This window comes from Gordonia sp. N1V (genome assembly GCF_029269935.1).
Lineage (GTDB): Bacteria > Actinomycetota > Actinomycetes > Mycobacteriales > Mycobacteriaceae > Gordonia > Gordonia polyisoprenivorans.
This window is the reverse complement of the sequence record NZ_JARJDD010000003.1, coordinates 236,135-261,199: the sequence shown is the minus strand read 5'-3', so window position 1 is coordinate 261,199 and position 25,065 is coordinate 236,135. Positions and strand designations below refer to the sequence as shown.

Annotated in this window: 23 protein-coding genes and 3 tRNA genes; 12 read left to right on the top strand and 14 right to left on the bottom strand. The window is 67.5% G+C overall.

Features of this window, described 5'->3' with window-relative positions; translation table 11 throughout:
- Window positions 1-17 precede the first annotated feature (17 nt).
- Entirely contained in the window at window positions 18-1,082 is a 1,065-nt protein-coding gene (gene hisC / locus P3L18_RS05930) for a histidinol-phosphate transaminase (RefSeq protein WP_020173154.1), read from the bottom strand.
- Window positions 1,083-1,213: 131 nt separating this feature from the next.
- Here hisC and P3L18_RS05925 point away from each other — a divergent pair.
- From P3L18_RS05925 to P3L18_RS05900, 6 genes are all read left to right on the top strand, one after another.
- Window positions 1,214-1,302 (top strand) — tRNA-Ser (locus P3L18_RS05925).
- 59 nt (window positions 1,303-1,361) lie between these two features.
- Window positions 1,362-1,434 (top strand) — tRNA-Arg (locus P3L18_RS05920).
- A 194-nt stretch (window positions 1,435-1,628) separates the two neighbouring features.
- The gene (gene aqpZ, locus P3L18_RS05915; RefSeq protein ID WP_006371708.1) at window positions 1,629-2,405 is read left to right on the top strand and encodes an aquaporin Z; all 777 of its coding nucleotides are present in this window, start codon (window positions 1,629-1,631) and stop codon (window positions 2,403-2,405) included.
- An 83-nt stretch (window positions 2,406-2,488) separates the two neighbouring features.
- Window positions 2,489-4,186 carry a sodium:proton antiporter gene (locus tag P3L18_RS05910; RefSeq protein WP_079928510.1) on the top strand — a complete coding sequence of 566 codons (1,698 nt, stop codon included), beginning with the start codon at window positions 2,489-2,491 and terminating at the stop codon, window positions 4,184-4,186.
- An 83-nt stretch (window positions 4,187-4,269) separates the two neighbouring features.
- The gene (locus P3L18_RS05905) at window positions 4,270-5,034 is read left to right on the top strand and encodes a hypothetical protein (protein WP_253193843.1); all 765 of its coding nucleotides are present in this window, start codon (window positions 4,270-4,272) and stop codon (window positions 5,032-5,034) included.
- Window positions 5,035-5,090: 56 nt separating this feature from the next.
- Window positions 5,091-5,711, top strand: coding sequence for a putative glycolipid-binding domain-containing protein (locus tag P3L18_RS05900; RefSeq protein ID WP_276113564.1), 621 nt, complete (start codon window positions 5,091-5,093; stop codon window positions 5,709-5,711).
- A gap of 9 nt (window positions 5,712-5,720) precedes the next feature.
- On the opposite strand, the gene P3L18_RS05895 is transcribed toward P3L18_RS05900, so the two are convergent.
- On the bottom strand, window positions 5,721-6,677 hold the full coding sequence (locus P3L18_RS05895; protein ID WP_276113563.1) for a prephenate dehydrogenase: 957 nt from the start codon (window positions 6,675-6,677) through the stop codon (window positions 5,721-5,723).
- Window positions 6,678-6,749: 72 nt separating this feature from the next.
- On the opposite strand from P3L18_RS05895, the gene P3L18_RS05890 reads away from it, so the two are divergent.
- The 6 genes from P3L18_RS05890 (at window position 6,750) to P3L18_RS05865 (ending at window position 9,579) form a co-directional block, all read left to right on the top strand.
- The gene (locus tag P3L18_RS05890; RefSeq protein ID WP_276113562.1) at window positions 6,750-7,292 is read left to right on the top strand and encodes a tRNA adenosine deaminase-associated protein; all 543 of its coding nucleotides are present in this window, start codon (window positions 6,750-6,752) and stop codon (window positions 7,290-7,292) included.
- A 29-nt stretch (window positions 7,293-7,321) separates the two neighbouring features.
- Entirely contained in the window at window positions 7,322-7,780 is a 459-nt protein-coding gene (locus P3L18_RS05885) for a nucleoside deaminase (RefSeq protein WP_035728543.1), read from the top strand.
- A 71-nt stretch (window positions 7,781-7,851) separates the two neighbouring features.
- A complete protein-coding gene (locus tag P3L18_RS05880; RefSeq protein WP_079928558.1) occupies window positions 7,852-8,118 on the top strand; it encodes a hypothetical protein in 267 nt (88 codons plus the stop codon).
- A 137-nt stretch (window positions 8,119-8,255) separates the two neighbouring features.
- Window positions 8,256-8,465, top strand: a complete 210-nt coding sequence (locus tag P3L18_RS05875) for a CsbD family protein (RefSeq protein ID WP_006371700.1) — start codon at window positions 8,256-8,258, stop codon at window positions 8,463-8,465.
- 68 nt (window positions 8,466-8,533) lie between these two features.
- Window positions 8,534-8,621, top strand: a tRNA-Ser gene (locus tag P3L18_RS05870).
- Between the two features lie 184 nt (window positions 8,622-8,805).
- Window positions 8,806-9,579 (top strand): DUF4234 domain-containing protein, encoded by a 774-nt coding sequence (locus tag P3L18_RS05865; protein WP_276113561.1) that lies wholly within the window; start codon window positions 8,806-8,808, stop codon window positions 9,577-9,579.
- A 1-nt stretch (window position 9,580) separates the two neighbouring features.
- On the opposite strand, the gene nuoN is transcribed toward P3L18_RS05865, so the two are convergent.
- Genes nuoN through P3L18_RS05805 form a run of 12 tightly spaced genes read right to left on the bottom strand, consistent with a single transcriptional unit; the run spans window position 9,581 to window position 24,996 of the window.
- A complete protein-coding gene (nuoN, locus tag P3L18_RS05860) occupies window positions 9,581-11,341 on the bottom strand; it encodes an NADH-quinone oxidoreductase subunit NuoN (protein WP_276113560.1) in 1,761 nt (586 codons plus the stop codon).
- Window positions 11,341-12,951 (bottom strand): NADH-quinone oxidoreductase subunit M, encoded by a 1,611-nt coding sequence (locus tag P3L18_RS05855; protein ID WP_079928576.1) that lies wholly within the window; start codon window positions 12,949-12,951, stop codon window positions 11,341-11,343. Before P3L18_RS05855 ends, nuoN begins: the two co-directional genes overlap by 1 nt.
- A gap of 3 nt (window positions 12,952-12,954) precedes the next feature.
- The gene (gene nuoL / locus P3L18_RS05850; RefSeq protein WP_276113559.1) at window positions 12,955-14,874 is read right to left on the bottom strand and encodes an NADH-quinone oxidoreductase subunit L; all 1,920 of its coding nucleotides are present in this window, start codon (window positions 14,872-14,874) and stop codon (window positions 12,955-12,957) included.
- A gap of 27 nt (window positions 14,875-14,901) precedes the next feature.
- A complete protein-coding gene (gene nuoK / locus P3L18_RS05845) occupies window positions 14,902-15,201 on the bottom strand; it encodes an NADH-quinone oxidoreductase subunit NuoK (RefSeq protein WP_006371695.1) in 300 nt (99 codons plus the stop codon).
- Window positions 15,198-15,977: an NADH-quinone oxidoreductase subunit J gene (locus tag P3L18_RS05840; protein WP_276113668.1), complete on the bottom strand. Its 780-nt coding sequence runs from the start codon at window positions 15,975-15,977 to the stop codon at window positions 15,198-15,200. The genes nuoK and P3L18_RS05840 overlap by 4 nt, the downstream gene beginning before the upstream one ends.
- Window positions 15,978-15,991: 14 nt before the next feature.
- Window positions 15,992-16,615 (bottom strand): NADH-quinone oxidoreductase subunit NuoI, encoded by a 624-nt coding sequence (nuoI, locus tag P3L18_RS05835; RefSeq protein ID WP_276113558.1) that lies wholly within the window; start codon window positions 16,613-16,615, stop codon window positions 15,992-15,994.
- Window positions 16,608-17,891 carry an NADH-quinone oxidoreductase subunit NuoH gene (gene nuoH, locus P3L18_RS05830; protein WP_276113557.1) on the bottom strand — a complete coding sequence of 428 codons (1,284 nt, stop codon included), beginning with the start codon at window positions 17,889-17,891 and terminating at the stop codon, window positions 16,608-16,610. Before nuoH ends, nuoI begins: the two co-directional genes overlap by 8 nt.
- A complete protein-coding gene (locus P3L18_RS05825; protein ID WP_276113556.1) occupies window positions 17,888-20,290 on the bottom strand; it encodes an NADH-quinone oxidoreductase subunit G in 2,403 nt (800 codons plus the stop codon). Before P3L18_RS05825 ends, nuoH begins: the two co-directional genes overlap by 4 nt.
- The gene (gene nuoF / locus P3L18_RS05820) at window positions 20,287-22,416 is read right to left on the bottom strand and encodes an NADH-quinone oxidoreductase subunit NuoF (RefSeq protein ID WP_276113554.1); all 2,130 of its coding nucleotides are present in this window, start codon (window positions 22,414-22,416) and stop codon (window positions 20,287-20,289) included. Before nuoF ends, P3L18_RS05825 begins: the two co-directional genes overlap by 4 nt.
- Window positions 22,413-23,753 (bottom strand): NADH-quinone oxidoreductase subunit D, encoded by a 1,341-nt coding sequence (locus P3L18_RS05815; protein ID WP_079928582.1) that lies wholly within the window; start codon window positions 23,751-23,753, stop codon window positions 22,413-22,415. Before P3L18_RS05815 ends, nuoF begins: the two co-directional genes overlap by 4 nt.
- Complete coding sequence (locus tag P3L18_RS05810) at window positions 23,750-24,445, bottom strand: NADH-quinone oxidoreductase subunit C (RefSeq protein WP_276113553.1); 696 nt, start codon at window positions 24,443-24,445, stop codon at window positions 23,750-23,752. The genes P3L18_RS05815 and P3L18_RS05810 overlap by 4 nt, the downstream gene beginning before the upstream one ends.
- Complete coding sequence (locus tag P3L18_RS05805) at window positions 24,442-24,996, bottom strand: NADH-quinone oxidoreductase subunit B (protein WP_276113552.1); 555 nt, start codon at window positions 24,994-24,996, stop codon at window positions 24,442-24,444. The genes P3L18_RS05810 and P3L18_RS05805 overlap by 4 nt, the downstream gene beginning before the upstream one ends.
- Window positions 24,997-25,065 lie beyond the last annotated feature (69 nt).

The window sequence follows — 25,065 nt, the reverse complement described above, 5'->3', positions numbered from 1 at the left end:
CGGTGCCGCCGCAGACCTCAGTCGGCGCGGATCCACCGCTCGGCGAAGGACAGGAAGCTGTCGTTCTCGTCGAGATGGGTGACGGTGACCCGCACGCCGTCGTCGGCGAAGGGCCGCACCACGACCCCGGCATCGATTGCCGCGCGCGCGAACTCCGACGACCTCTCGGCGAGGTCGAGCCACACGAAATTCGCCTGCGAGTCGGGTACCCGGTAACCGGCGGCGCGGAGCCGCTCGGTGACCCGCCGACGCTCGGCGACCACCGCGTCGGTGCGCTCGAGTAGCTCGTCGCCGGCCTCCAGGCAGGCCAGAGCTGCGGCCTGCGCGACGCTGTTGACCGAGAACGGCACATGCGCCTTCCCCAGGGCGGTGATGATCTCCGGATCGCCGATCGCGTACCCGACGCGCAGGCCGGCGAGCCCGTACGCCTTGGAGAACGTGCGCAACGCGACCAGGTTCGGGAACTCGCGGCGCAACTCGAGAGCGTCGTAGGCGTGGTCGTCGTCGAGGCGGGTGTACTCGAGGTACGCCTCGTCGAGGGCGACGACGATGTCCGACGGCACCGACTGCAGGAAGGCGCGCAGATCGTCGGCGGTGACGACGGTCCCGGTCGGGTTGTTGGGGTTGCAGACGAAGATCAGGCGGGTGCGGTCGGTGATCGCGTCGGCCATCGCCGCAAGATCGTGCACGTCGTCGCCGGTGAGAGGCACCTGAACGGGCGTCGCCCCGACGAGCCGCGTCGCGAGGGGATAGGTCTCGAAGGAGCGCCAGCCGAAGACGACCTCGTCGCCGGGGCGGCAGGTGATCAGGATCAGGTTCTGGCAGAGGATCACCGATCCGCAACCGACCTGGATCTCCTCAGGACTGACGCCGAGGTTCTTCGCCAACGCGTCGGTCAACTCGACCATCCCGTTGTCGGGGTATCGGTTCACACCGGCCGCGGCATGTGAAATCGCTTGCAGAACCGAGGGGAGCGGACCGAAGGTGACCTCGTTGCTGGCAAGTTTCACCGCGTCCGGGAACGTCTTGCCGGGAACGTAGACGGGCAGGTCGGCGAGGTCGGGACGGATGCGAAAGGTCACCTTCCAACTGTAGGTCCACGGTCGTGGCGGACGATGCCCGGACCCGGCGATCCGGCTCTGACCGCGCGGTTTGCTTCTGCCGCCGGGCGGTGTGTAATCTTTCGCTTCGGCAGTTCGAAAGGACTCCGCTAGGAGGCGTGCCAGAGCGGCCGAATGGGACTCACTGCTAATGAGTTGTCTCGCTAAAACGGGACCGGAGGTTCAAATCCTCTCGCCTCCGCCGACCGCAGTCGCGCCGACCGCGGTGACAACTGAACAGCACGACAACTGAATAACCACGCGCCCGTAGCTCAACGGATAGAGCATCTGACTACGGATCAGAAGGTTTGGGGTTCGAATCCCTACGGGCGCACTCTCAATACCCCGCCACCAGCGACAACGGTGGCGGGGTATTTGTTTTCGGCATCACCGTCGGATGTCGGCCTGGTCACCGTTTCGCCGCCTTTGGCCGCCTTTGGGTGGAAACGGTCGTGAATGGTGTGCACTGAAGTTGCTCAAGTTCTGCCAGTGACGTGTGTGCTCACCCAACGACCTCGAGAGGCTGTCATGATTCCTGCTCCGTTCACCAAATACGCGGCCGAATTGTTCGGCACATTCTGGCTTGTCCTCGGAGGTTGCGGAACCGCGGTCTTCGCTGCCAAGCAAGTCGCCGAGGGAGACGACAAGGGGACGCTCATCCAGGTGGGCGTCGGCTATCTGGGCGTCGCGCTGGCGTTCGGACTGACCGTGGTCACCATGGCCTACGCGCTCGCCCACATCTCCGGGGCGCACTTCAATCCGGCGATCTCGCTCGGCGCTGCGGTGAGCGGGCGACTCGAATGGAAGGATCTTCCGGGCTACTGGATCGCCCAGGTCGCCGGTGGTCTGCTCGCCGGTCTCGCGATCTATGGGATAGCGCAGGGCAAACCCGGCTGGACGGCCACCGGCAACATGGCCGCCAACGGATACGGCGACCACAGTCCGGGCCACTACACCCTCGCCGCGGTCCTGATCGCCGAGATCCTACTGACCGCTTTCTTCCTCATCGTCGTCCTCGGCGCGACCGACGGCCGGGCCCCGAAGGGATTCGGGCCGTTGGCAATCGGCTTCACCCTCACACTCATCCACCTGGTATCCATCCCGATCTCCAACACCTCGGTGAACCCGGCACGCTCGACGGCGGTGGCGTTCTTCAACGGCGACGGCGCGCCCGGCCAGCTGTGGGCGTTCTGGGTCGCCCCACTCATCGGCGGTATCGTCGGCGGCCTGATCTATCCACTGCTGTTCGAGGACGGCAAGTTCAAGTACGGTTCGTCGGCGCGCGAGGAGACACCGGTCGCCTGACCGCGTCGGCGGCGGCGAACGCAGGCATTTGACGGAACTGCGCAACCGGCGAAATCGGACAGCCGCTGCGAGAATCACTGCCCATGGAACTGTTGATCCTGGTGCTCGTGGGTGCCGTCATCATCACCGCGATCGCCGACCGGCGTGGTATGCAACCCGCGTTGATCATCGTGGTGGTGGCGCTGGCGGTCTCGTTCGTCCCGGGCATGCCGCACGTGGAACTCGAATCCGAGATCCTGCTGACCGTCGTGCTGCCACCGCTGCTGTACTCCGCAGCGCTGGGCTTCTCGGTACCGAGCTTCGTGCGCAACATCAAGCCGATCCTGGGGCTCGGGGTGGCGATGGTGGTCATCACCGCTTTCGCCGTCGGGTGGATCGCGTCGTTGCTGATCCCCGAGTTCACCTTCGCGTTGGCGTTGCTGCTCGGCGCGATCGTCGCACCGCCCGACGCGGTCACCGCCGTGGCGATCGGACGCAAGCTCGGACTGCCGAAGCGGCTGATGGCCATTCTCACCGGCGAGAGTCTGGTCAACGACGCCGCGGCGCTGTCGCTGTTCGCGATCGCGATCTCCCAGATCGCCTCCACCCACGCGTTCATCGACAATCCGTTGGCGCTGTTCGGCTACAACGCAATTCTCGGTCCCATCGTCGGCGCCGTCCTCGGCTACCTCACCCTCTGGATTCGACGCCACCTGCGCAACCCCGCACTGGAAACGGTGCAGGGCTTCGTGGTTCCGTTCGCGGCGTTCCTCGCCGCCGAACACCTCCACGCCTCCGGGGTGCTCGCGGTGGTGATCGCCGGCTTCGTGGTCGGGTCGGGGTCGGTGCACGCCGGCTACCAGACGAGGCTGCAGGAACGCTATGTCTGGAACTCGGTCGACGTGCTGCTCGAGGCATTTGTGTTCGCCTACATCGGGTTACAGATGAGGTTCATCATCGAGGACCTCCGCGAGGCGCGAGAATCGTTGCTGCAGATCACCATTGCCTCACTCCTCGTGTTGGCCGTGGTGCTCCTGATCCGGCCGGTCTGCGTGTTCGCGATGTTCGGTCGCGGAGTCGTCAGCCGTCACCTCGACGCCACGGTCGCCGTGGAGATTCCGCCCACCCCGCGTCGCGGTGCCGCCGGACGCCGCGACCCCGACCAGTCACCGGCGTGGCGGCGGCGCCTGCGCGAACGCATCGACAACAGGCCACTGACCTGGCAGGAGTCGACGGTGGTCGCCTGGACCGGTATGCGTGGCGTGGTCACCCTGGCGGCCGCCTCCGGCATCCCGCTGACCGTCGCCGACGGCAGCGAGTTCCCCGAACGTTCGGCCATCCAGGCGATCGCGTTCGTCGTGGCCGTCGGGACGATCCTCATCCAGGGCCCGACCCTGCCCTGGCTGATCAACCGGCTGCAGCTGCGCAACGAGGACGAGGAACGCTACGACCACGAGCAGACCGCACGCGCCGAGGCCATCGTGCACGGCGCGGCCGATGAGGTCATCGCGGGCTTCGTCAACAACCCACCCACCAATCTCGACGAGGTGACCGTCGACTACATCAAGGAGACCGTCGCACGACAGTCCCGGGATGCCGAGGAGATGCCCGACCCCGACGCGCACACCGCCCGCACCGATGCCTTCGCCGCGCTGTACCGCAACGTGCTCTCGGCACAGCGTGACGCTCTCGTCGCCGGCCGAGAGAACGGCCACCTCGAGGACGAGGCGGTCCGCGCCATGCTCGAACGCCTGGACCTGCAGGAAGCCGGACTCACGGCCCGACTGGAAAGCCGCCTCTGAGACGCCGTCAGTAAGGTCGAAGGTGCACGTGTTGGATACGGGTGCGCCGGCTCGGCGACCCGGAAGTGATCGGGAGTGGCGACATGGGACAGCCCACCGGGCAACGGCCCGACGGCGCCGACGATTACCGCACCCCGCTGCTGCCGGGCAACTACCCGCCGCTCGGCTACTCCGACCGTGGACTCCCGCGCTACACCGCGGCCGACCTCGCCGCAGGCGGGACACCGCAGTCCGCCCCCCGCCATGACGTCGCGCCGGTTCCGTTGTCGGACGGCCCGGACGGGGTCGAGATGGGGACGGCCGGCACCGATGCCGAGCCGCCGCACCATCCACGCCGCTCCGGGGAAGAACGCGGTGTCGGCGCCACCGTCGTCATCTTCGCCGTCGTCGGCCTGGTGATCGTGGGACTCGTCGTCTTCGGGGTCCGCTCGCTGCACCAACAACAGAACCCGACCATCACCCTGCCGACCGCCGACCCCACCGGCACCTATTCACTACCGGCGTTGCCCACCCGGCCCGGCGCGCCCTCGCAGCCCGGTGGGGACCAGCCCGGCGGTGGGCCCGGTGGTGGTTCGGGTACGACGCCGGGCGCACAGGTCACCTACACCGTCACCATCAACGGCGTCGGGACCATCCTGTACGTCGACGACGTCGGCGTCCGGACCGACTTCACCCCGCCACCGAACTGGACGGTCACCTTCGCCGCAAGCCGCAATCCGCTGCGCCTGTTGGTCGTCGCCGGCGACGGATCCTCGGCGCACTGCACCATCACCGTCGCCGGCCGGCCGGTCGCCGACGACAGCGTCGAGGCCTCCTCGACACGGCGAACGGCCACCTGCATCGCCTGACCCACGGGTCAGTTCGGGGTCCTCGGCGTGTGTCGGCGGCCCGAGGTCGCTACCGTATGTGTGTGAGTTCCCCGCAAGCAGCCCCGCAGGCGTCGGCGAGCGACGCCACCGAGTTCAAGACCATGATCACCTGGCGCGGTGTCGACACCGACCGCCTCGAACAGGTCCGCCTCAACGTCCAAGGCGCTCGGGTCAAGGCGTACGGCCGCATCATCGCCGCGGCGACCGCCGACCACGACGCGTTCTCCGCGTCATATGAGCTGGTCACCAACGATGCCGGCGTCACCAAGCGGCTGTCGATCCACCTCGTGCAGGCCGGCGGTGAGACGCAGCTCGGAATGGCTCGCGACGAGGAGAACACCTGGCTCGTGCAGACCGGGGGCGAGACCGTCCGCAAGGACTTCGGTGGCGCGGAGGACGTCGACCTCGCTCTGTCGCCGATGTTCAACGCCCTGCCCATCCGCCGACTGCACCTCGCCGCGGCCGACGCATCCGGCACCGTCGAGGTCCCCGTCGTCTACGTCTACCTGCCGACGGCGGTCGTCGAACCGGCCACCCTGCGCTACACGCCCGGCCCGGACGGGATCGGCGTGTCCTCGCCGGTCGCCACCTCGACATTGACCGTCGACGACAACGGCTTCGTCATCGACTACCATGGACTGGCCAGCCGCGTCTGACCGGGGCGATCAGCCCAGCCATACACTCCCGCGGTGCGCCTGGCGGCGCATCTCCGCTTGCCAGCCCGCGACGCCCGGCTCGACGTCGGTGATCGCCACCCGCTGCGCATTCGCCATCGCCTCGTAGGCGTGCCGGGCGCGGTGGCCGGCGTCGATCAGTACCTCGGTGGTGCCGTGATCGCGCAGTTCGTCGCGTGCCGCGGTCAGCCGGTCGATCACCTCGCTGAGCGCATTGAGCACCGCGATCCCGTTCGCCTCGATCATCGCTCGCTGCAACTGCGGAGCGGTCCCGGCGACACGCGTGCCGTCGCGGAAACTACCCGCGGCCAGCCGGATCGCCAACTCGCTCTCCGCGGCACCGACCGCCGCCGTCGCCGCGGCCGTCAGATGCGGCACATGCGAGATCGCCGCCACCGCGCGATCGTGTGCGTCGTTTGCGGCGGGCACCACCGCGGCACCCAGTGCGCGCGCCAGCCCGGCGACGACCCGCCAGTCCTCGGCGTCGGTGGAGTCCTCGGTGGTCACCATCCACATCGCGTCGGTGAACAGGTCGGGATCGGTGGCCTCCCACCCCGAGTGACTCGAGCCGGCCATCGGATGCCCGCCGACATACCGGGCGTCGGGGAGCAACCGCCGAAAGATCTCGGCGACAGGCATTTTCACGCTGATGACGTCGGTGATCAGACAGTCCGCCGCATTCTCGGCGATCGCCGACACGATAGGTTCGATCGTGGTGACCGGGGTCGCCAGCACGATCACCGCGTCGGTGTCGGCGGCGCGGCCCAACGTCGCCACGAGATCGGTGGACGCGTCGTGGCCGTCGGCGCGGGCCTGCTCGACGGTCGCCGACGAGCGGTTGTAGCCGAAGGTGGAGGCGCCCGACGCGTCGAGCGCCCGCATCATCGACCCGCCGATGAGGCCGAGACCGAGAATGCAGACCGGGGTGGAGCGGATGTCTGTCACCATCCCAGATTTCCACATCGTCGTGGTGCGGGTAGGACTTGGGGAGTACGCCCCCGACGGGCTACCGTGACCTGCATGGCAGGTGCCGGCGCGGGTATATCGGGTTCCAACAGCAACGACGTCGTCGACGGCGTGGAGGGTTTCGCGGTCGCGGTGGTGCGCGAGGATGCCGCCTGGAAGGTCACCGCACTCAAACCGGACGCGCTCACCGATCTCGACGCCGCCGAACGACAACTGCGTGACCTGCGGTCGGCGGGCGCGGTGTTCGGATTGCTCGACGTCGACGAGGAATTCTTCATCGTCATCCGCCCGGCACCCGGAGGTGCGCGGATGCTGCTCTCCGACGCCACCGCCGGCATCGACTACGACGTGGCCGCCGATGTGCTCGACGCACTGAACGTCGACGTCCCCGACATCGACCCCGATGAACTCGACGACGTCGACCCGTGGGAAGAGGGCGATCTCGGCATCCTGTCCGACCTCGGCCTGCCCGACGCCGTCATGGGCGTCATCGTCGGCGACACCGACCTCTATGCCGACGAGCAGATCGGGATGATCGCCGCGCGGCTCGGATTCGCCGACGAACTGTCCCGCGTGCTCGACTCACTCGGGCATTGAGCTCCGCGACTCCCGCCGGCGCCGCGCAGATGCGGGTGTGGGAGTCGATGATGAATGCCGCCCTCGACGCGGCGGCCCTCTCCGGTGACGACGACGTACCGATCGGTGCCGTCGTCTTCGATCCCGCAGGCGTCGAACTCGCCCGCGCAGCCAACCGTCGAGAGGCCGACTCGGACCCGACCGCGCACGCCGAGATCCTCGCGTTGCGCGCGGCAGCCGCTGCCTTCGGGGACGGATGGCGACTACCCGGATGCACCATCGCCGTCACCGTCGAACCCTGCACGATGTGCGCCGGAGCCATCGGCCTTGCCCGCCTCGACACCCTGATCTTCGGTGCGTGGGAACCGAAAACCGGTGCGGTGAGCTCACTCTGGGATGTGGTTCGTGATCCGCGGCTGACCCATCGACCACAGGTACGCGGCGGCATCCTCGAGCAACGGTGCCGAATGCTGATGGTCGACTTCTTCACCACCCGCCGCGACCTGTGACTCTGTGGCAGATTTGACGGTGCACGACATCGGATAAAACCGTATTCCACCCCGAACCGCAGGAGGACGGCATGGCCGACGCAAGCGACAAGGTCAACGAGGTCATCGGTACGGCCAAGGAGAAGCTCGGTGAACTCGCCGACAACCCCAAGGTCGCCGAGGCCCTCGGCACGGCGAAAGAGAAGATCGGCGAGCTCGCGGAGAACCCGAAGGTCAACGAAGCCCTCGACACCGCGAAGGAAAAGATCGGTGAGCTCGCCGGAAACGAGAAGGTGCAGGGCGCGCTGGGCACCGCCAAGGAGAAATTCGACGAGCTGAGGGGCAAGTTGGGTAACTGACGCCACCGGTTGCCGGTCGGTACGGTGGAAGGCGGGGCAACCCCCCTCCCATGCGGCCCGTCGAGACCAGGCGTGGACGCATCATCCGATCGCCTCGACGTGCGCGCCGCGCGCGCACCCGGCAGAGGAGGCTCACCATGGCACTATCCGATGACGCCAAGAACAAGGCCGAAGAGCTCAAGGGACGCGGGAAGGAAGCCGCAGGCAGCCTGACCGACGACCAGGACCTCAAGAACGAGGGCAAGGGCGACCAGGCCGTCGCCCAGGGCAAGCAGAAGATCGCCGACGCGGCCGACGCCGTCAAGGGCAAGGTCGACGACATCAAGGACAAGCTCAGCGGTAACTGATACCCGCCGTTTGCCCGTCTGACCAGCCGATTTAAGGCCGGACACGGGCCTGCGGTACAGTCTTCGGCGGTGGCGTGTCCGAGCGGCCGAAGGTGCAGCACTCGAAATGCTGTGTGCGGTAACCCCGTACCGAGGGTTCAAATCCCTCCGCCACCGCCGGCAATGGCCCCCTATCCTCGCAGGTAGGGGGCCATTGTGCTGTCCGGGGAGGCTTGTGCCGTATTCGTGGGTCACAGGTGACCTGAAAGTACGGCACGCCGCGCATGGCGGCCGTATCTGCCGTCGATCGTTCGTGTGAATCCCATGGACCTGGGCGGATGACGGGACGATGATCAACAGCATGAGCACTCCGCAGCAGCCGGGTAACGACCAGAACCGGCCCGGACCGTCGAACGCGCCGACGACCCACTATCAGAAGCAGGGTAGGGCGCCGCTGGGTCCGGACGGGCAGCGGACCACTGCGTACCAACGTCCGCCGGTGCCGAGGCCGACCGAGGCGCCGACGCGGGTGCACGCACGGCCACAGGTGGCGCCGCCGGCCGGCCAGCCACGCCATATCCCACCGACCGCCCAGCCCGGCATGGGGCAGCAGCCGGCGACGGGGCAGCCCGGCATGGGGCAGTCGCAGGTACCGCCCGGACGGCCGGGACCGCCGGCACGGCCGGACGCACAACCTCCGGCACCGGGCGGACAAGTTCCGACCGGACGCCCCGTCGCCGACGGCGAGGCGATGAAGAAGCGCAACCCGATTGCGGTGTGGATCGGCCTGCCGCTGATCACCCTCGGGATCTACTCGCTGGTCTGGTACTACAAGATCAACAAGGAGATGGCCGCCTTCGATCGGCGCAAGGAGATCTCGGCGGTCGGGCCACTGTTGGTGATCATCTTCCTCAGTTGGACGGTCATCGCCCCGATCATCAGCTTCCACAACACCGGCAAGCGCATCCGTGAGGCCCAGCGCTGCGCCGGGCTGCCCGAGACGTGTAATCCGTTGCTGTGCTGGGTACTCGGCTTCGTCTTCGGTCTGCACACCTTCTACATGCAGAGCGAACTGAACAAGATCGTCGACCGCTACGGAGCCGAACCGGGCACGACGGTGCCGCTGTTCGCCTGACTCACAGGAACGATCCGGCTCCACCGACGAGGTCGAGGAGTGGTTGTGGGAAGAACCCGAGCACGATCGTGACCGCCGTGCACAAGGCGATGGACGTGGTCGTCAATGCGCTGGGCCGCACCACATGCGGGGCGTCGACGGGAACGTCGGAGAAGAACATCGCCACGATGATGCGGATGTAGAAGTACGCCGCGATGGCGCTGCTGATCACACCGATCACCACCAGCACCGAACCGCCGCTACCCGAGACCGCGGCGAACACATCGAATTTCGCGATGAAGCCACTCGTCAACGGAATGCCGGCGAACGCCAGCAGGAACATCGAAAACATTGCTCCCACAAGCGGATAGCGCCGCCCGAGACCGGCCCACTGATCGATGCCGGTGGCCTCGCGTCCGGACAGGTGCGCTCCGGTGGCGCCGCCGGTGCGCGCCGACCCGGTGAACGTCGTCGGCTCGCGAACCACCGAGACCGTGGCGAACGCACCGAACGTCGAGAAAGCATACGCGGCAAGATAGAACAGGGTGGCGCTGACGCCCGCTTCGTCAAAAGCGATGAGCCCCAACAAAATAAACCCGGTGTGTGTCACCGAGGAGTAGGCGAGCAGGCGTTTGACGTCGGACTGGGTCACCGCCATCACCGCACCACCGAGCATGGTGACGATCGCCACCGCCCACAACACCGGTTTCCAATCGTCGGCGAGCGCACCGAAGCTCGTGTAGAAAACACGCAGCAGCGCGCCGAACGCGGCGATCTTGGTGGCCGCGGCCATGAACGCGGTCACCGGCGTGGGTGCGCCCTGATAGACGTCGGGGACCCACGAATGGAACGGCACCGCGCCGATCTTGAACAGCAACCCCACCGAGAGCAACGCCAACCCGATCAGCGGGAGCAGTACCTCACCCGACGTTCCGGCGGCGGCGCGATCGACACTGATCCCGATGACCGTCAGGTCCAGCGAGCCGGTGCCGCCGTAGACGAAGGCGGCGCCGAACAGGAAGAACGCCGACGAGAAGGCGCCCAGCAGAAAATATTTGAGGGATGCCTCCTGGGAGAGCAGGCGGCGGCGCCGGGCCAGGGCGCACAACAGGTATAGCGGCAGCGAGAACACCTCGAGCGCGATGAACATGGTGAGCAGATCACCGCATGCGACGAACAGCATCATCCCACCGACCGCGAGCAGGGTCAGCGGAAAGACCTCGGTGGTCACGCCACCGGCTCGGGTCGCGTCGAATTCGTCGTCGGAATTCGGGGTACTCGCTCCCGACGGCGTGAACATGTCGGCGCGGTCGCCGGTCAGCGTGGCCTGTGCTGCCGCCCCCGGCCCGTCACTGACCCGACGTCGTCCGGCGGGGTGTTTCACCAAGCGCGTCGACGGTGCCACGACCCGTTCGAGTCCGCGCTCGGCCATGAACGCCACGGCGAGCACGGAGATCACCAGCAACAGCCCCTGCAGGAACAGGGCGGGCCGATCGAGCACCACCGCCCCGGACACCGCGGTCTGTCCCTGACCACCGTCGTCGGTGAGATGGACGGCCAGCACGATGACCGCGATCAGCGCGGCCACCAGCCCCGCCGTCGACAGCACCAGTTGGGCGCGCCACCGGCCGGCCCGCGGCGCGAACGCCTCGACCAGCACCCCGATGACGCCGACGCCGAAGACGATCAACATCGGTGACAGCAGAGAGTATTCGACGTGGGGCGGGGTGATCGCGGCCAGCGCCGCCGTGATTTCGTGCGCAGTGGTCACGTGTGCCGCCATCACTTGCCACCTCCGTTGTTCTGGACCACCACGGCCGGTGCCGGGTCGTCGCGTCCCACGGTGGTCAGCGTGTGCGAGACCGTGGGGGTGATCAGATTCAGCAGTGGCTGCGGGAAGAACCCGAAGACGAGCAGCAGGGCGAGCAGCGGTGCCACGACGAGACGTTCGCGGCCGTGTAGATCAGGCATCGTCCGACGGGCGGCGCCGGGACCCTCCACCGGTGTCGGCGGGCCACCCATCACGCGTTGATAGAGCCAGAGAATGTAGATGGCGGACAGGACCAACGCGCTCGACGCCGCGATCGCGGCCACCGGGTACCGGGTGAAGGTGCCGATGAACACCAGGAATTCGCTGATGAACGGCGACAGCCCGGGAAGTGACAGGGTGGCCAGCCCGGCGACGAGGAAGGTGCCGGCGAGGACCGGCGCGACCTTCGCGATGCCACCGTAGTCGGCGATCAGGCGGCTACCACGCCGCGAGACGAGGAACCCGGCGATCAAGAACAGTGCCGCGGTGGAGATTCCGTGATTGACCATGTAAAGGGTCGCACCGCTCTGGGACTCGCTGGTCATGGCGAACACGCCGAGGATGATGAAACCGAAGTGCGAGATCGAGGTGTAGGCGATCAACCGCATCATGTCGGTTTGTGCGATGGCCAGGATCGCGCCGTAGACGATACCGATCACCGACAGCGCGATGATCAGTGGGGCAAAGGTTTTCGACGCCTCGGGGAAGAGCTGCAGACAGAACCGCAGCATTGCGAAGGTGCCGACCTTGTCGACGACGGCCATCATCAGCACCGCCGACGCCGGGGTGGCCGCGACCGCCGAATCGGGGAGCCACGAGTGGAACGGCCACAGCGGGGCCTTGATCGCGAAGGCGATCATGAAGCCGCCGAACAGCAATGCCAGTACCCCGGTGCTCGCGTCGAGGCGTCCGCCGGCCACCGCGTCGGAGATCGCCGGGAGACTGAAGGTGCCGCGGCCGTCGGCGCCGATTCCCGAGCGTGCGGTCACCACGTACAGCCCGATCACCGCCGCGAGCATCAGCAGCCCACCGAACAGGTTGTACAACAAGAACTTCACCGCGGCGGCGGCCTGCGTGCCACCGCTGCCGAAACCGCCGATGAGGAAGTACATCGGGATCAGCATGGCCTCGAACACGATGTAGAACAGCAGGACGTCGGTGGCGACGAAGCTCATCAGCACCATCGCCTCGACCGCCAGCATCAACGCGAAGTAGGTGTGTGGGCCCTTCTGCCGGCGACCGCCCGAATGGTCCAGGGAGCCTGCATGATCGGCGTCACGCCAGCCGGCCAGCACGAGAATCGGCATGAGCACGGTGGTGAGCAGGATCAGGACCAGCCCGATGCCGTCGAGACCCAGTTCGTAGCGCGCGCCGAAGGACGGGATCCACCGCACGTCGGTGACGAACTGATAGCGGGGGCCGTCGGGATCGAAACCGATCGTGAGCCCGACCGACACCGCCAGCGCGGCCACCGTGCCGAGCAGACCCGCCCACTTCGCGAGATCGGGGCGCTGCGCCGGGATCGCGAGCACACCGACGGCGACCACCGCCGGGATCAGCCAGAGGATCGTCAACCAGCCCATCGTCTACACCCCCCTGACCAGCATCAGCGCGGCCACCACGACGGTCGCCCCGGCCAGCATCGACAGCGCATATGATCGGACGAAACCGCTCTGCCACAGCCGTATTCGATTCGACGATGCGGTGACCAAGGTGCCGACGCCGACCCCGGCGCCGTCGACACCCTCGGATTCGAGGACGTCGAGACCTCGTGCCAGTGCCTGGCCGGGTCGCATCAACACGCGCTCGTTGAACGCGTCGCCGTAGAGGTCGCGGCGTGCCGCGACCGTCAGTGCGGTGACCTCGCGCGGTGCGGTCAGCGGGATCGGAGCCCGGGCGTATCGCGCCCACGCGACACCGATACCCGCCGCGACCACGACCAGGACACCCACCGTCACGACCCAGGTGGGCACCGGCAGCTCGCTGTGATGCTCGCCGACCACGGGTGTCAGCCAGTGCACCAGTGCGTCGCCGCTGACCAGCAACCCGCCCGCGGCGACCGATCCGAGCGCGAGCAGGATCATCGGGCCGGTCATCGTGGCCGGCGCCTCGTGCGGATGTGCCTCAGGTGCCCAACGCTTTTCGCCGAAGAAGGTCATCAGCATGATGCGGGTCATGTAGAAGGCGGTGATGCCCGCGCCGAGCAGCGCGGCCCCACCGAGGAGTACACCGCGTGCGCCACCTGCACCGAAGGCCGCCTCGATGATCGGGTCCTTGGAGAAGAATCCCGAGAACGGGGGTACCCCGATCAATGCCAGATACCCGAGCCCGAAGGTGACGAAGGTGATCGGCATGAGCGTGCGCAGCCCGCCGAATCGGCGCATGTCGGTCTCGTCGTTCATCGCGTGCATCACCGAGCCCGCCCCGAGGAACAACCCGGCCTTGAAGAATCCATGGGTGAGCAGATGCATGATCGCGAATGCGTAACCGGCCGGCCCCAATCCGGCGGCCAGCACCATGTATCCGATCTGGCTCATCGTGGAGGCGGCCAGTGCTTTCTTGATGTCGTCCTTGGCGCAACCGATGATCGCGCCGAACAGCAGTGTCACCGCTCCGACGACCGCCACGGCCAGACGGGCGTCGGGGGCGACGTCGAAGATCGCGTGCGAACGGGCGATCAGATAGACGCCTGCGGTCACCATGGTCGCCGCATGGATGAGCGCCGACACCGGCGTCGGGCCCTCCATCGCGTCACCGAGCCACGATTGCAACGGTACCTGGGCGGATTTGCCGCACGCGGCGAGCAACAGCAGGAAACCCAATGCGGTCATGGTGGCGTGTCCGGCGGCGTCGGCGCCGGCGAACACGGTGGTGAACGAGACCGATCCGAAGGTCGCGAACATGACCATCAGCGCGACCGCCAACCCGATGTCGCCGACGCGGTTCACCACGAACGCCTTCTTCGCGGCGGTCGCCGCCGAGGGCCGCTGCTGCCAGAACCCGATCAGCAGGTAGGACGCGAGACCGACTCCCTCCCAACCGAGATAGAGGCCGAGGTAGGAGTCGGCGAGTACCAGCACGAGCATCGCGGCGAGGAACAGGTTGAGGTAGGCGAAGAATCGGCGACGATCGGGATCCGAGACCATGTAGCCGATCGAATAGATGTGGATCAGGGTGCCGACGCCGGTGATCAACAGCACGAAGCACATCGACAGCTGATCGAGGTAGAGCCCCATGTCGACGCTCAAGCCGCCGCTGCCGGTGCCGGCCGGGGTGATGTGCAGCCACGTGAACAGCACCTGGTGTACGGGACGGTCGGCGGTGTTCCGGCCGAGCATCCCGACGAACAGCGCGACGCCGACGCAGAACGATGCGGCGGCCAGCACGCATGCGAGATAGTGCCCCCAGCGGTCGGTGCGCCTGCCCGCCAGCAGCAGGACGGCCGCACCCAATAGCGGCAGCGCGGGAACAACCCAGAGAATGCTCGCCGATGTGTCGGTGCTCATGCCGCCCTCCTCATCTCCCGGCCGTCCCTATCTCCGCAGCAGGGCAGCGTCGTCGACCGAGGCGCTGCGTCGGGATCGGAAGATCATCATGATGATCGCGAGTCCGACGACCACCTCGGCGGCCGCGACCACCATCGTGAAGAACGCGATCACCTGCCCGTCGACGCTGCTCTGCATGCGCGCGAAGGTCACGAACGACAGGTTCGCCGCGTTGAGCATCAGCTCGACGCACATGAACACGACGATCGCGTTGCGCCGCAACAACACCCCGGCCGCACCGATGGCGAACAGCAGGGCCGAGAGATACAGGTAGTTCTCGGGATTCACTTCGCCGTCCCCCGATCCGCTTGTCGGGCGCGCAATCGTGCGTTGACCGACAACTCCGACGGGGTGCCGTCGGGCAGCAGGGCGGGGATGTCGACGGCGTTGTGCCGGGCGAAGACTCCCGGACTCGGCAGCGGTGTGACGTCGATGCCCCTGCGGAACCGCTCGATGGAGATCTCCCGCTGGGTCCGCTTCGGCCCGAAGCGTTCTCGGTGCGCCAGCACCATCGCGCCCAGCGTCGCCGTGATCAGCAGGGCGCCGGTGAGTTCGAACGCCCACAGGTAGCGCACGAAGATCAGTTCGGCGATGGCCTCGACGGCTCCGTTGCTCCCCGGTGGCCGGGCTGCCACCGCGCCCGGCGGTGCGGTGATCGCGACGGTCGCCGCACCGATACCGCCACACAACAACGCGCCGAACCCGATTCCCAACACCACCGCGGCAACCCGTTGCCCGCGTAGCGTTTCGACCAGGGAATCCGACGAGTCCACGCCAATCAGCATGAGCACGAACAAGAACAACATCATCACCGCGCCGGTGTAGACCACCACCTGCACGACGCCGAGGAACAGGGCGCCCTGCGCGACGTAGAAGACGGCGAGCACGATCATCGTGGTGGCCAGGAACATCGCCGAATACACGGCCTTGGTGGCGAAGACCACCCCCAACGCGCCGGCGACGGCCACGACGCCGAGAATCCAGAACTGCACCGCCTCACCGGTGGAGGTGCGGGCGGCGTCGGCGAGCACCGCATCGGTCAGTGCCGCACCCGAGTGCGCCACGACTGTCGAGGCACTCACGGTACGACCTCGGTGCTGGTGGTCCCGGTGCTGGTGGTCACGGCACTGGTGGTCTCAGTGTCGGCGGTCCGGCCGGTCACGGTACCGTCGGGGCCCACGCGTCCCAGGTAGTAGTCGGCCTCTCGTGGTGCGGTCCCGGCTGCGGCCGCGGCGCTGACATCGTGCGGTGTCGGCGCGGTGCCCGCCGGTAATGGCGCGAGCAACTGCTGCTTCTCGTAGATGAGGTCGGCGCGGTTGTCGTCGGCGAGCTCGTAGTCGTTGGTCATCGTCAATGCCCGGGTGGGGCAGGCTTCGATGCACAGGCCGCAGCCGATGCACCGGAGGTAGTTGATCTGGTAGACGCGGCCGTAGCGTTCGCCCGGCGAATAGCGCTGCTCGTCGGTGTTGTCGGCGCCCTCGACGAAGATGGCGTCGGCCGGGCAGGCCCATGCGCAGAGTTCGCAGCCCACGCACTTCTCGAGACCGTCGGGGTGCCGATTGAGTTGGTGCCGACCGTGATAGCGCGGTGCGGTGGGTTTCTTCTCCTCGGGGTACTGCTCGGTCACCGTCGGTGCGAACATCGACGAGAACGTCACACCCATGCCGCTCAAGGGTTTGGGGGGCTTGAGGAAGTCAGGCATCGGTGGTCTCCTTCGCGGGGAGTTGGCCGGGTAGGGGCGGTACCGGGAAGCCGCCGGCCATCGGGTCGAACGGGATCGCGCTTCGGGGCGCGGGGGTGTCGGGTACCGGGGTGTGCGGTGCCGGGCGCACGACGCGCCGGACGAGCCAGAACAACAGGAGGGTCACCACCAGCCCGACGGCCGCCGACACCAACGCTCGTGGCACCGTGTCACTCGCCGAACCGAATGCGGCGCGGATCAGCGCGACGATCATCACCCAGGTCAAGGACACCGGGATGAGGACCTTCCAGCCGAGGTTCATGAACTGGTCGTAGCGCAGACGCGGCAGGCTGGTGCGCAACCAGATGAAGACGAACATGAAGACCCAGACCTTGAGGGTGAACCACAGGATCGGCCACCAGCCGGAATTGGCTCCGTCCCAAAGACTCAGCGGCCACGGCGCCTGCCAGCCGCCGAGGAACAGCGTGGTGGCCAGTGCCGACACGGTCACCATGTTGATGTACTCGGCGAGCATGAACATCGCGAACTTCAGTGAGGAGTACTCGGTGTGGAAGCCACCGACGAGTTCGCCCTCGGCCTCGGGGAGGTCGAAGGGCGCACGGTTGGTCTCGCCGACCATGGACACCGCGTAGATGACGAAGGACGGGAGCAACACCAGGCCGTACCAGTAGTTGTGTTGTCCGGCCACGATCTCCGAGGTTGACATGGTGCCCGAGTCGAGGAACACCGCGGCGAAGGTCAGGCCCATCGCGATCTCATAGGAGATGACCTGTGCGGTCGAGCGCAGTCCGCCGAGCAGGGGATAGGTGGACCCGGAGGACCACCCGGCCAACACGATTCCGTAGACCCCGATCGACGCCATCGCCAGGATGAACAGCACCCCGACGGGCAGGTCGGTCAGTTGCAGCGGGGTGTGGTGGCCGAACACCGACACCATCGGGCCGAACGGGATCACCGCGAACGCCATGATCGCCGGGACCACGGCGATGACGGGTGCGACCAGGTAGAGGACCTTGTCGACGCCGAACGGTGTGATGCCCTCCTTCAGTGCGAGTTTCACACCGTCGGCCATGCTCTGCAGCACCCCGTGCGGACCGACCCGATTCGGGCCGAGCCGGGCTTGCATGCGGGCCATGATCTTTCGTTCGGCCAGGATCGCGACGAGTGGATTGGCCACCAGAAAGGCGAAGACCGCCACCGCCTTGATGAGCACGAGCCACCACGGGTCGTGACCGAAGTCGGCGAGATCGGGATAGTCGGTGGCTGCCAGGTTCACGACTGCCCTTCCGCCGGACGGACGGCGACGACGTCGCCGGATTCTGCATGCAGCTGCGAACGGACATGCGAGGACACCGAATAGGTGGGCACCCACACCACGCCGTCGACCATGTCGGTGATCAGCAGTGGAAGGGTCAGTGTGCCCGAGTCGGTACTCAGTTCGACGTCGTGTCCGTCGGTGAGTCCGGCAGCGCTCGACGTGGCCGCCGAGCACCGTGCCACCGATGGGTGCGCGGTGCCGGCGAGATACGGCTCGCCGTCCTGGAGTCGGCCGTCGTCGAGCAGCAGATGCCAGGTCGACAGCACCGCCTCGCCGGGGCCGGGTGTGCGGGCCGCCGATACCGGGGGTACCGGTATCTCCGGTCGAGGGCCCGTCCACGGCCCGAGGCGGCCCAATTGTGCTCGAATATCAGTGATCTCGCGGCAGTCCAGCGAGACACCCGCCGCCTGCGCCAGCGCGTCGAGGACCCGATGATCCGACAAACGCCCGGTGTCGGCGAGGGCGGCCGGGAACGGGCGTGCCCGCCCTTCCCAGTCGAGGAACATCCCCGCCTTCTCCGCGGCCGCCGCGACCGGCAGCACCACGTCGGCGCGTTCGGTCACCGCCGATGTCCGGATCTCCAGGCTCACCAGGAATCCCACCACGTCGAGGGCGGCGATCGCGGCGGCGGGGTCGGGGAGATCGGCTGGATCGACGCCACCGACGAGCAGCGCGTCGAGGCGGCCGGTCGTTGCGGCGGAGAGGATCTCACCGCTGTCGCGCCCAGGGATGGACGGGAGATCGCGCGCCTGCCAGAGCCCGGCGACCTGGAGTCGTGCGGTGGCATCGGTGACCGGCCGGCCGCCGGGCAGCAGCGTCGGCAGCGCGCCGACTTCCACCGCTCCGCGATCGCCGGCGCGTCGTGGTATCCATACCAGTCGTGCGCCGGTCCGTTCGGCGAGTCGTACCGCCGCCGGGAGGGCGCCCGGTGCGCTGGCGAGACGTTCGCCGACGATGATCACCGATCCCGCGTCGTCGAGCAGCGCCGCGGTGGAGTCGTCATCGAGTACCGCGGCCTCGGCGCCGGGAACGGTAGGAAGCACAGTGCCGTTGAGCTTCTCGATGCCGGGACTACGCCACGGCGCGATCGCGTGGACCCGGGTGCCGGTGGTGCGCACCGCGCGACGCAGTCGCAGGAAGACGATCGGTGACTCCTCCTCCGGCTCGAATCCGGCGAGCAGCACGGTTGGCGCCGCGACCAGTGCGTCGTAGGTGAGGTCGTCGGCGCGGGCGGCGACGTGGCGGGTGAGGAAGGCGGTCTCCTCGGCGCTGTGCGGCCGGGAGCGGAAATCGATGTCGTTGGTGCCGAGAACGGTTCGCGCGAACCGGACGTAGGCGTAGGCGTCCTCGGCGGTGATCCGGCCGCCGGTGAGGACTCCGGTACGTCCCCGGGCGGCCTGCAGTCCGTCGGCGGCGGCGCGCAACGCCTGCGCCCACGACACCTCCCGCAGCTGTCCGTGCCGGTCCCGGACCAGCGGAGTGGTGAGCCGATCGGCGCCGGCGGTGTAGGCGAACGCCCAGCGTCCCTTGTCGCAGTTCCACTCCTCGTTGACCGCGGGGTCGTCGGCGGCCAGGCGCCGCAACACCTTTCCACGCCGATGGTCGGTGCGCTGGGCGCAGCCGCTCGCACAGTGTTCGCAGGCGCTCGGGGTGGACACCAGATCGAACGGCCGGGCGCGGAAGCGGTAGGCGGTACCGGTCAGCGCACCGACGGGACAGATCTGTACGGTGTTGCCGGAGAAGTACGAGTCAAACGGGGTTCCGTCGGCGGTGCTGACCTGTTGCAGCGCACCACGATCGGCGAGGTCGATGAGCGGGTCGCCGGCGATCTGGTCGGCGAAGCGGGTGCAGCGGGCGCACAGCACGCACCGCTCCCGGTCGAGCAGCACCGCCGAGGACAGCGGAACCGGTTTGGTGTAGGTGCGTTTGGGTCCGGTGAACCGCGAGCGCGGACGCCCGGCGGTCATCGCCTGGTTCTGCAGCGGGCATTCACCGCCCTTGTCGCAGATCGGGCAGTCCAGCGGATGGTTGATGAGCAGCAGTTCCATCACCCCGCGCTGGGCCTTCTCGGCGATCTCCGAGCCGAGTTGGGTGCGGACCTCCATGCCCTCGGTGACCGTGGTGGTGCATGAGGCGAGCGGTTTGCGCTGCCCCTCGACCTCGACGAGACACTGCCGGCACGCACCGACCGGGGCGAGCAACGGGTGATCGCAGAACCGGGGAATCTGGATGCCCACCCGTTCGGCAGCCCGGATCACCAAGGTGCCGGGGGGTACCCGGACCTCGGTGCCGTCGATGGTCGCGGTGACGAGTTCGACGGGTTCGGCGGACGAGGGCCGGTCGGACAGTGCGGTCATCGGCTCGCTCCCGGGACGTACAGCGTGCGGTGGTCGGTGAAGACGGTCGACGCGGCGGGATCGAACGGACAGCGCCCGCGCGCATCCGGACCCGACCCGGGGCGGGTGTGGGCGAGAAACTCGTCCCGGAAGTACTTGAGCGCCGAGACGATCGGGCTTCCGGCGCCGTCGCCGAGTGCGCAGAACGACTTCCCGACGATGCTGTTGGTGACGTCGGCGAGGACCGCGAGTGCCGCGGACATCTCGTCGGCGTCGAGGTCGCCGGACTCGATGGCGCGTAGCTGTTGCACCAGCCAGTAGGTGCCCTCCCGGCACGGTGTGCACTTGCCGCATGACTCGTGTGCGTAGAACTCGGTCCAGCGCAGCACCGCCCGTACCACGCACGTGGTCTCGTCGAAGATCTGTAAGGCCTTGGTACCCAACATCGATCCGGCCTCGGCGACGCCCTCGTAGTCCAGCGGTACGTCGAGATGGTCGGCGGTGAGCATCGGTGTCGACGATCCGCCCGGCGTCCAGAACTTGAGGTGGTGCCCGTCGCGGACGCCACCGGCCCGATCGAGTAACTGCCGCAACGTGATCCCGAGGGGAGCCTCGTATTGGCCGGGATGGTTGACGTGTCCCGACAGCGAGTACAGGGTGAATCCCGGCGATTTCTCGGTGCCCATGGCGCGGAACCAGTCGATGCCGTTGCGCAGGATCGCCGGGACGCTGGCGATCGATTCGACGTTGTTGACCACGGTCGGACTCGCGTACAGGCCGGCGACCGCGGGGAACGGCGGCCGTAGTCGGGGCTGCCCGCGACGCCCCTCGAGCGAATCGAGCAACGCCGTTTCCTCACCGCAGATGTAGGCGCCGGCGCCGGCGTGCACCACGAGGTCGATGTCGACTCCCGATCCGAGGACGTCACGCCCCAGATAGCCTGCGGTGTAGGCCTCGTCGACGGCCTGACGCAGGCGACGCAGCACTCCGACGACCTCACCGCGCAGGTAGATGAAGGCGTGGCGTGCCCGGATCGCGTACGCCGCGATGATCGCCCCCTCCACGAGGGCGTGCGGAGACGCGAGCATCAACGGCATGTCCTTGCAGGTGCCCGGCTCGGACTCGTCGGCGTTGACCACCAGATAGTGTGGTGGCGCGTCCGGATTCGGGTCGTCTCCTTTGTTCTGCGGGATGAACGACCATTTCAGTCCCACCGGGAAACCCGCCCCGCCGCGCCCGCGCAATCCCGCCGACTTGACCGCCTCGATGACGGCGTCGGGAGCCATGTCCAGCGCGGCCCGCAGACCGCGATATCCGTTGTGGCGCAGATAGTTGTCCAGGGTCCACGAGTCCGGCTCCGCCCAGTGCCGCGACAGGACCGGAGGCGCTGCGGGCTCGTCCTCGACCGGATACTCGGTGGCCGCGCCATCACCGGCCCCGGCATCACCTGCGGTGGGGGACGCGACCTCAACGACTCCGGCCAATACGGCTGCGGTGTCCCGGAATCCGGCCACCGCCCGATCACCACGACTGGGCGTCACCTCGACCCCGGCCCGCAGGTCCTCGACGAGCTCGACGACCGACTCCGTGGTCTGCTGATCGAAGAACTCCCAGTTGACCATCACCACCGGGGCGAGATCGCAGGCCGCGTTGCATTCGAGGTGCTCGACGGTGATGCGGTGATCTTCCGTGGTCTCACCGGGTGCGACACCGAGGTGTTCACACACCGTGCGTAGGATCTCGTCACCGCCGAGGACCCCACAGAGGGTGTTGGTGCACACACCGATCAGGTACTCGCCGGTGGGCGTGCGGCGGAACATCGAGTAGAAGGTGGCCACCGCGGCGACCTGGGCGTCGGTGAGGTCGAGGATCTCGGCGCACAGTGCGATACCGGCGCGGGTGAGGTGTCCGTCCTGGGACTGCATCAGGTGCAGCAAGGGTAGCAGCGCCGATCGGGACTGCGGGTAACGCGCGACGATCGGGGCGGCAGCCTGTCGCAGACGATCGGCGACGTCATCTGGATAGGTTGCCGGACCGTCGAATTCGATCGGTCCGTGCGGGCGTGCGACGCACGCGGCGGGTTCGGCCGGCGCGGGTTCGGGTGGCGGCCCGTCGATTCCCAGTTCGAGGTACACCGGTTCGCTCATCGGTCCACGCCTCCCATCACCGGGTCGATGCTGGCCACGGCGGTGATCACGTCGGCGACCATGCCGCCCTCGCACATCGCCGCCACGGCCTGCAGGTTGGTGAACGACGGATCGCGGAAATGCACTCGGTAGGGCCGGGTTCCGCCGTCGGAGACCATGTGGACACCCAGCTCACCGCGCGGCGATTCGATCGCCACATAACACTGGCCCGGTGGCACCCGCATACCCTCGGTGACGAGTTTGAAGTGGTGGATCAGCGACTCCATGGATTCGCCCATGATCTCGGCGATGTGGGCGGGGGAGTTGCCGAGTCCGTCGGGTCCGAGCGCGAGATCGGCGGGCCAGGCGATGTTCGCGTCGGTCACCATCACGGGTCCGGGCCGCAGCCGTGCCAGGCACTGTTCGACGATCCGCACCGACTCACTCATCTCTCGCACGCGAATCACATAGCGCCCGTAGGAGTCACAGGTGGTCTCGGTGATCACGTCGAAGTCGTAGTCCTCGTACCCGCAGTAGGGCTCGGTCTTGCGGACGTCGTGCGGGAGGCCGGTGGATCGCAGGACGGGGCCGGTGATGCCGAGCGCCATGCACCCGGTGAGGTCGAGGAAACCGACGTCGCAGGTGCGCGCTTTCCAGATGTAGTTGTCGGTCAACAGGTCCGAGAGTTTGGCCAGTTGCTCGGGCAGGCCGGCGACGATCGCGGCGATCTGCTCCACGGCGCCGTCGGGGAGGTCGGTGGCCACTCCACCGGGCCGGATGAAGGCGTGGTTCATCCGTAGGCCGGTGACGAGCTCGAAGATATCGAGAATCTGTTCGCGGATACCGAAACCGGAGAACATCGCGGTCACCGCACCGAGTTCCATACCGCCGGTGGCCAGGGCGACAAGGTGGGAGGTGATCCGGTTGAGCTCCATGAGCATCACCCGGATGACCGAGGCGCGCTCGGGGATGGCCTCGGTGATGCCCAGGAGCTTCTCCACCGCCAGGCAGTAGGCCGTCTCGTTGAAGAACGGTGAGAGATAATCCATGCGGGTGACGAAGGTGACGCCCTGAATCCAGTTGCGGTACTCCAGGTTTTTCTCGATCCCGGTGTGCAGGTACCCGATTCCGCATCGTGCCTCGGTGACCGTCTCGCCCTCGATCTCCAGGATCAGCCGCAGCACCCCGTGCGTGGACGGGTGCTGCGGACCCATGTTCACCACGATCCGCTCCTCGCCGGAGTTGGCGGCGGCGCGCGCCGACACCTCGGCGACGATCTCGTCCCAATCCTGGCCGGAGACGGTGTAGGTGTGTTCGGGCCGAGCGGCGTGACTCGGCCGCGGGTCGAGATCGGTCATGAGTACGACCTCCGGCGATCTGGGGGTGCAACCTGGGTTCCCTTGTACTCCACCGGAACCCCGCCCAGCGGGTAGTCCTTGCGCTGGGGGTGACCCACCCAGTCGTCGGGCATCGAGATCCGGGTGAGCGCGCGGTGGCCGTCGAAGACGATGCCGAAGAAGTCGAAGGTCTCGCGTTCGTGCCAGTCGTTGGTCGGGTAGATCTCGCACAAGCTCGGGATGTGCGGGTCGGCGTCGGGGACCGCCACCTCCAGCCGCAGCCGCCGATTGTGGGTGATCGACGCCAGCGGATACACCGCGTGGAGTTCGCGGCCGGTGTCGTCGGGATAGTGAACCCCGTTGACGCCCAAGCACAATTCGAAGCGCAGCGCCTCGTGGTTGCGCAGCGTCAGTGCGATGACGGCCAGATGTCGGGCGACGACGTACATCGTCATCTCCCCGGCGTGGATCTCCACCTTCTCGATGGCCTCGTCGAAACCCGGCCCCCCGTTTGCGTCGAGCGCGGCGGAGAGTATGTCGGCGATGTGGTCGAAGTATCCTCCGTAGGGCCGGGTCGCGGCGGGCAGGGTGACCGTCTGCACCAGCCCGCCGTATCCGGAGGTGTCGCCGCTGCCGTGCACCCCGAACAGGCCGTGGCGCACCGCGATCACCTCGTCGGGTGCGGCCGCGCCGGTCGTCTCGTCGTCGGTCATCGCAGCAGGCCCTTCAGCTCGATCGTCGGAGTGGCCTGCAGGGCCGCCTGTTCGGCGGCCCAGATGGCCTCTTCGCGATTGACGCCCAGCGGCATCTCGCCGATCTCGCGGTGCAGCGCGAGGATGGCGTTGAGCAACATCTCCGGGCGTGGCGGACAGCCCGGTAGATAGATGTCGACGGGTACCACGTGGTCGACGCCCTGCACGATCGCGTAGTTGTTGAACATGCCGCCCGAGCTGGCGCAAACGCCCATCGCCAGAACCCATTTGGGCTCGGTCATCTGGTCGTAGATCTGGCGCAGCACCGGTGCCATCTTCTGGCTGACCCGTCCGGCGACGATCATCAGGTCGGCCTGACGCGGCGAGGCGCGGAAAGCCTCCATCCCGAACCGCGCCAGATCGTAGCGACCGGAGGTGCTCGCCATCATCTCGATGGCGCAGCACGCGAGGCCGAAGGTCGCGGGCCACAGCGAGCCCTTGCGCATGAATCCCGCCAGGTCCTCCACAGTGCTCAGCAGGAATCCACTGGGCAGTCTCTCTTCGAGGCCCATCGCCTACCTCCTCGCCGCGCCGGACGGGTCACGGGCACATGTGTGCCGAACTCGCTATCGGTGCGCTCC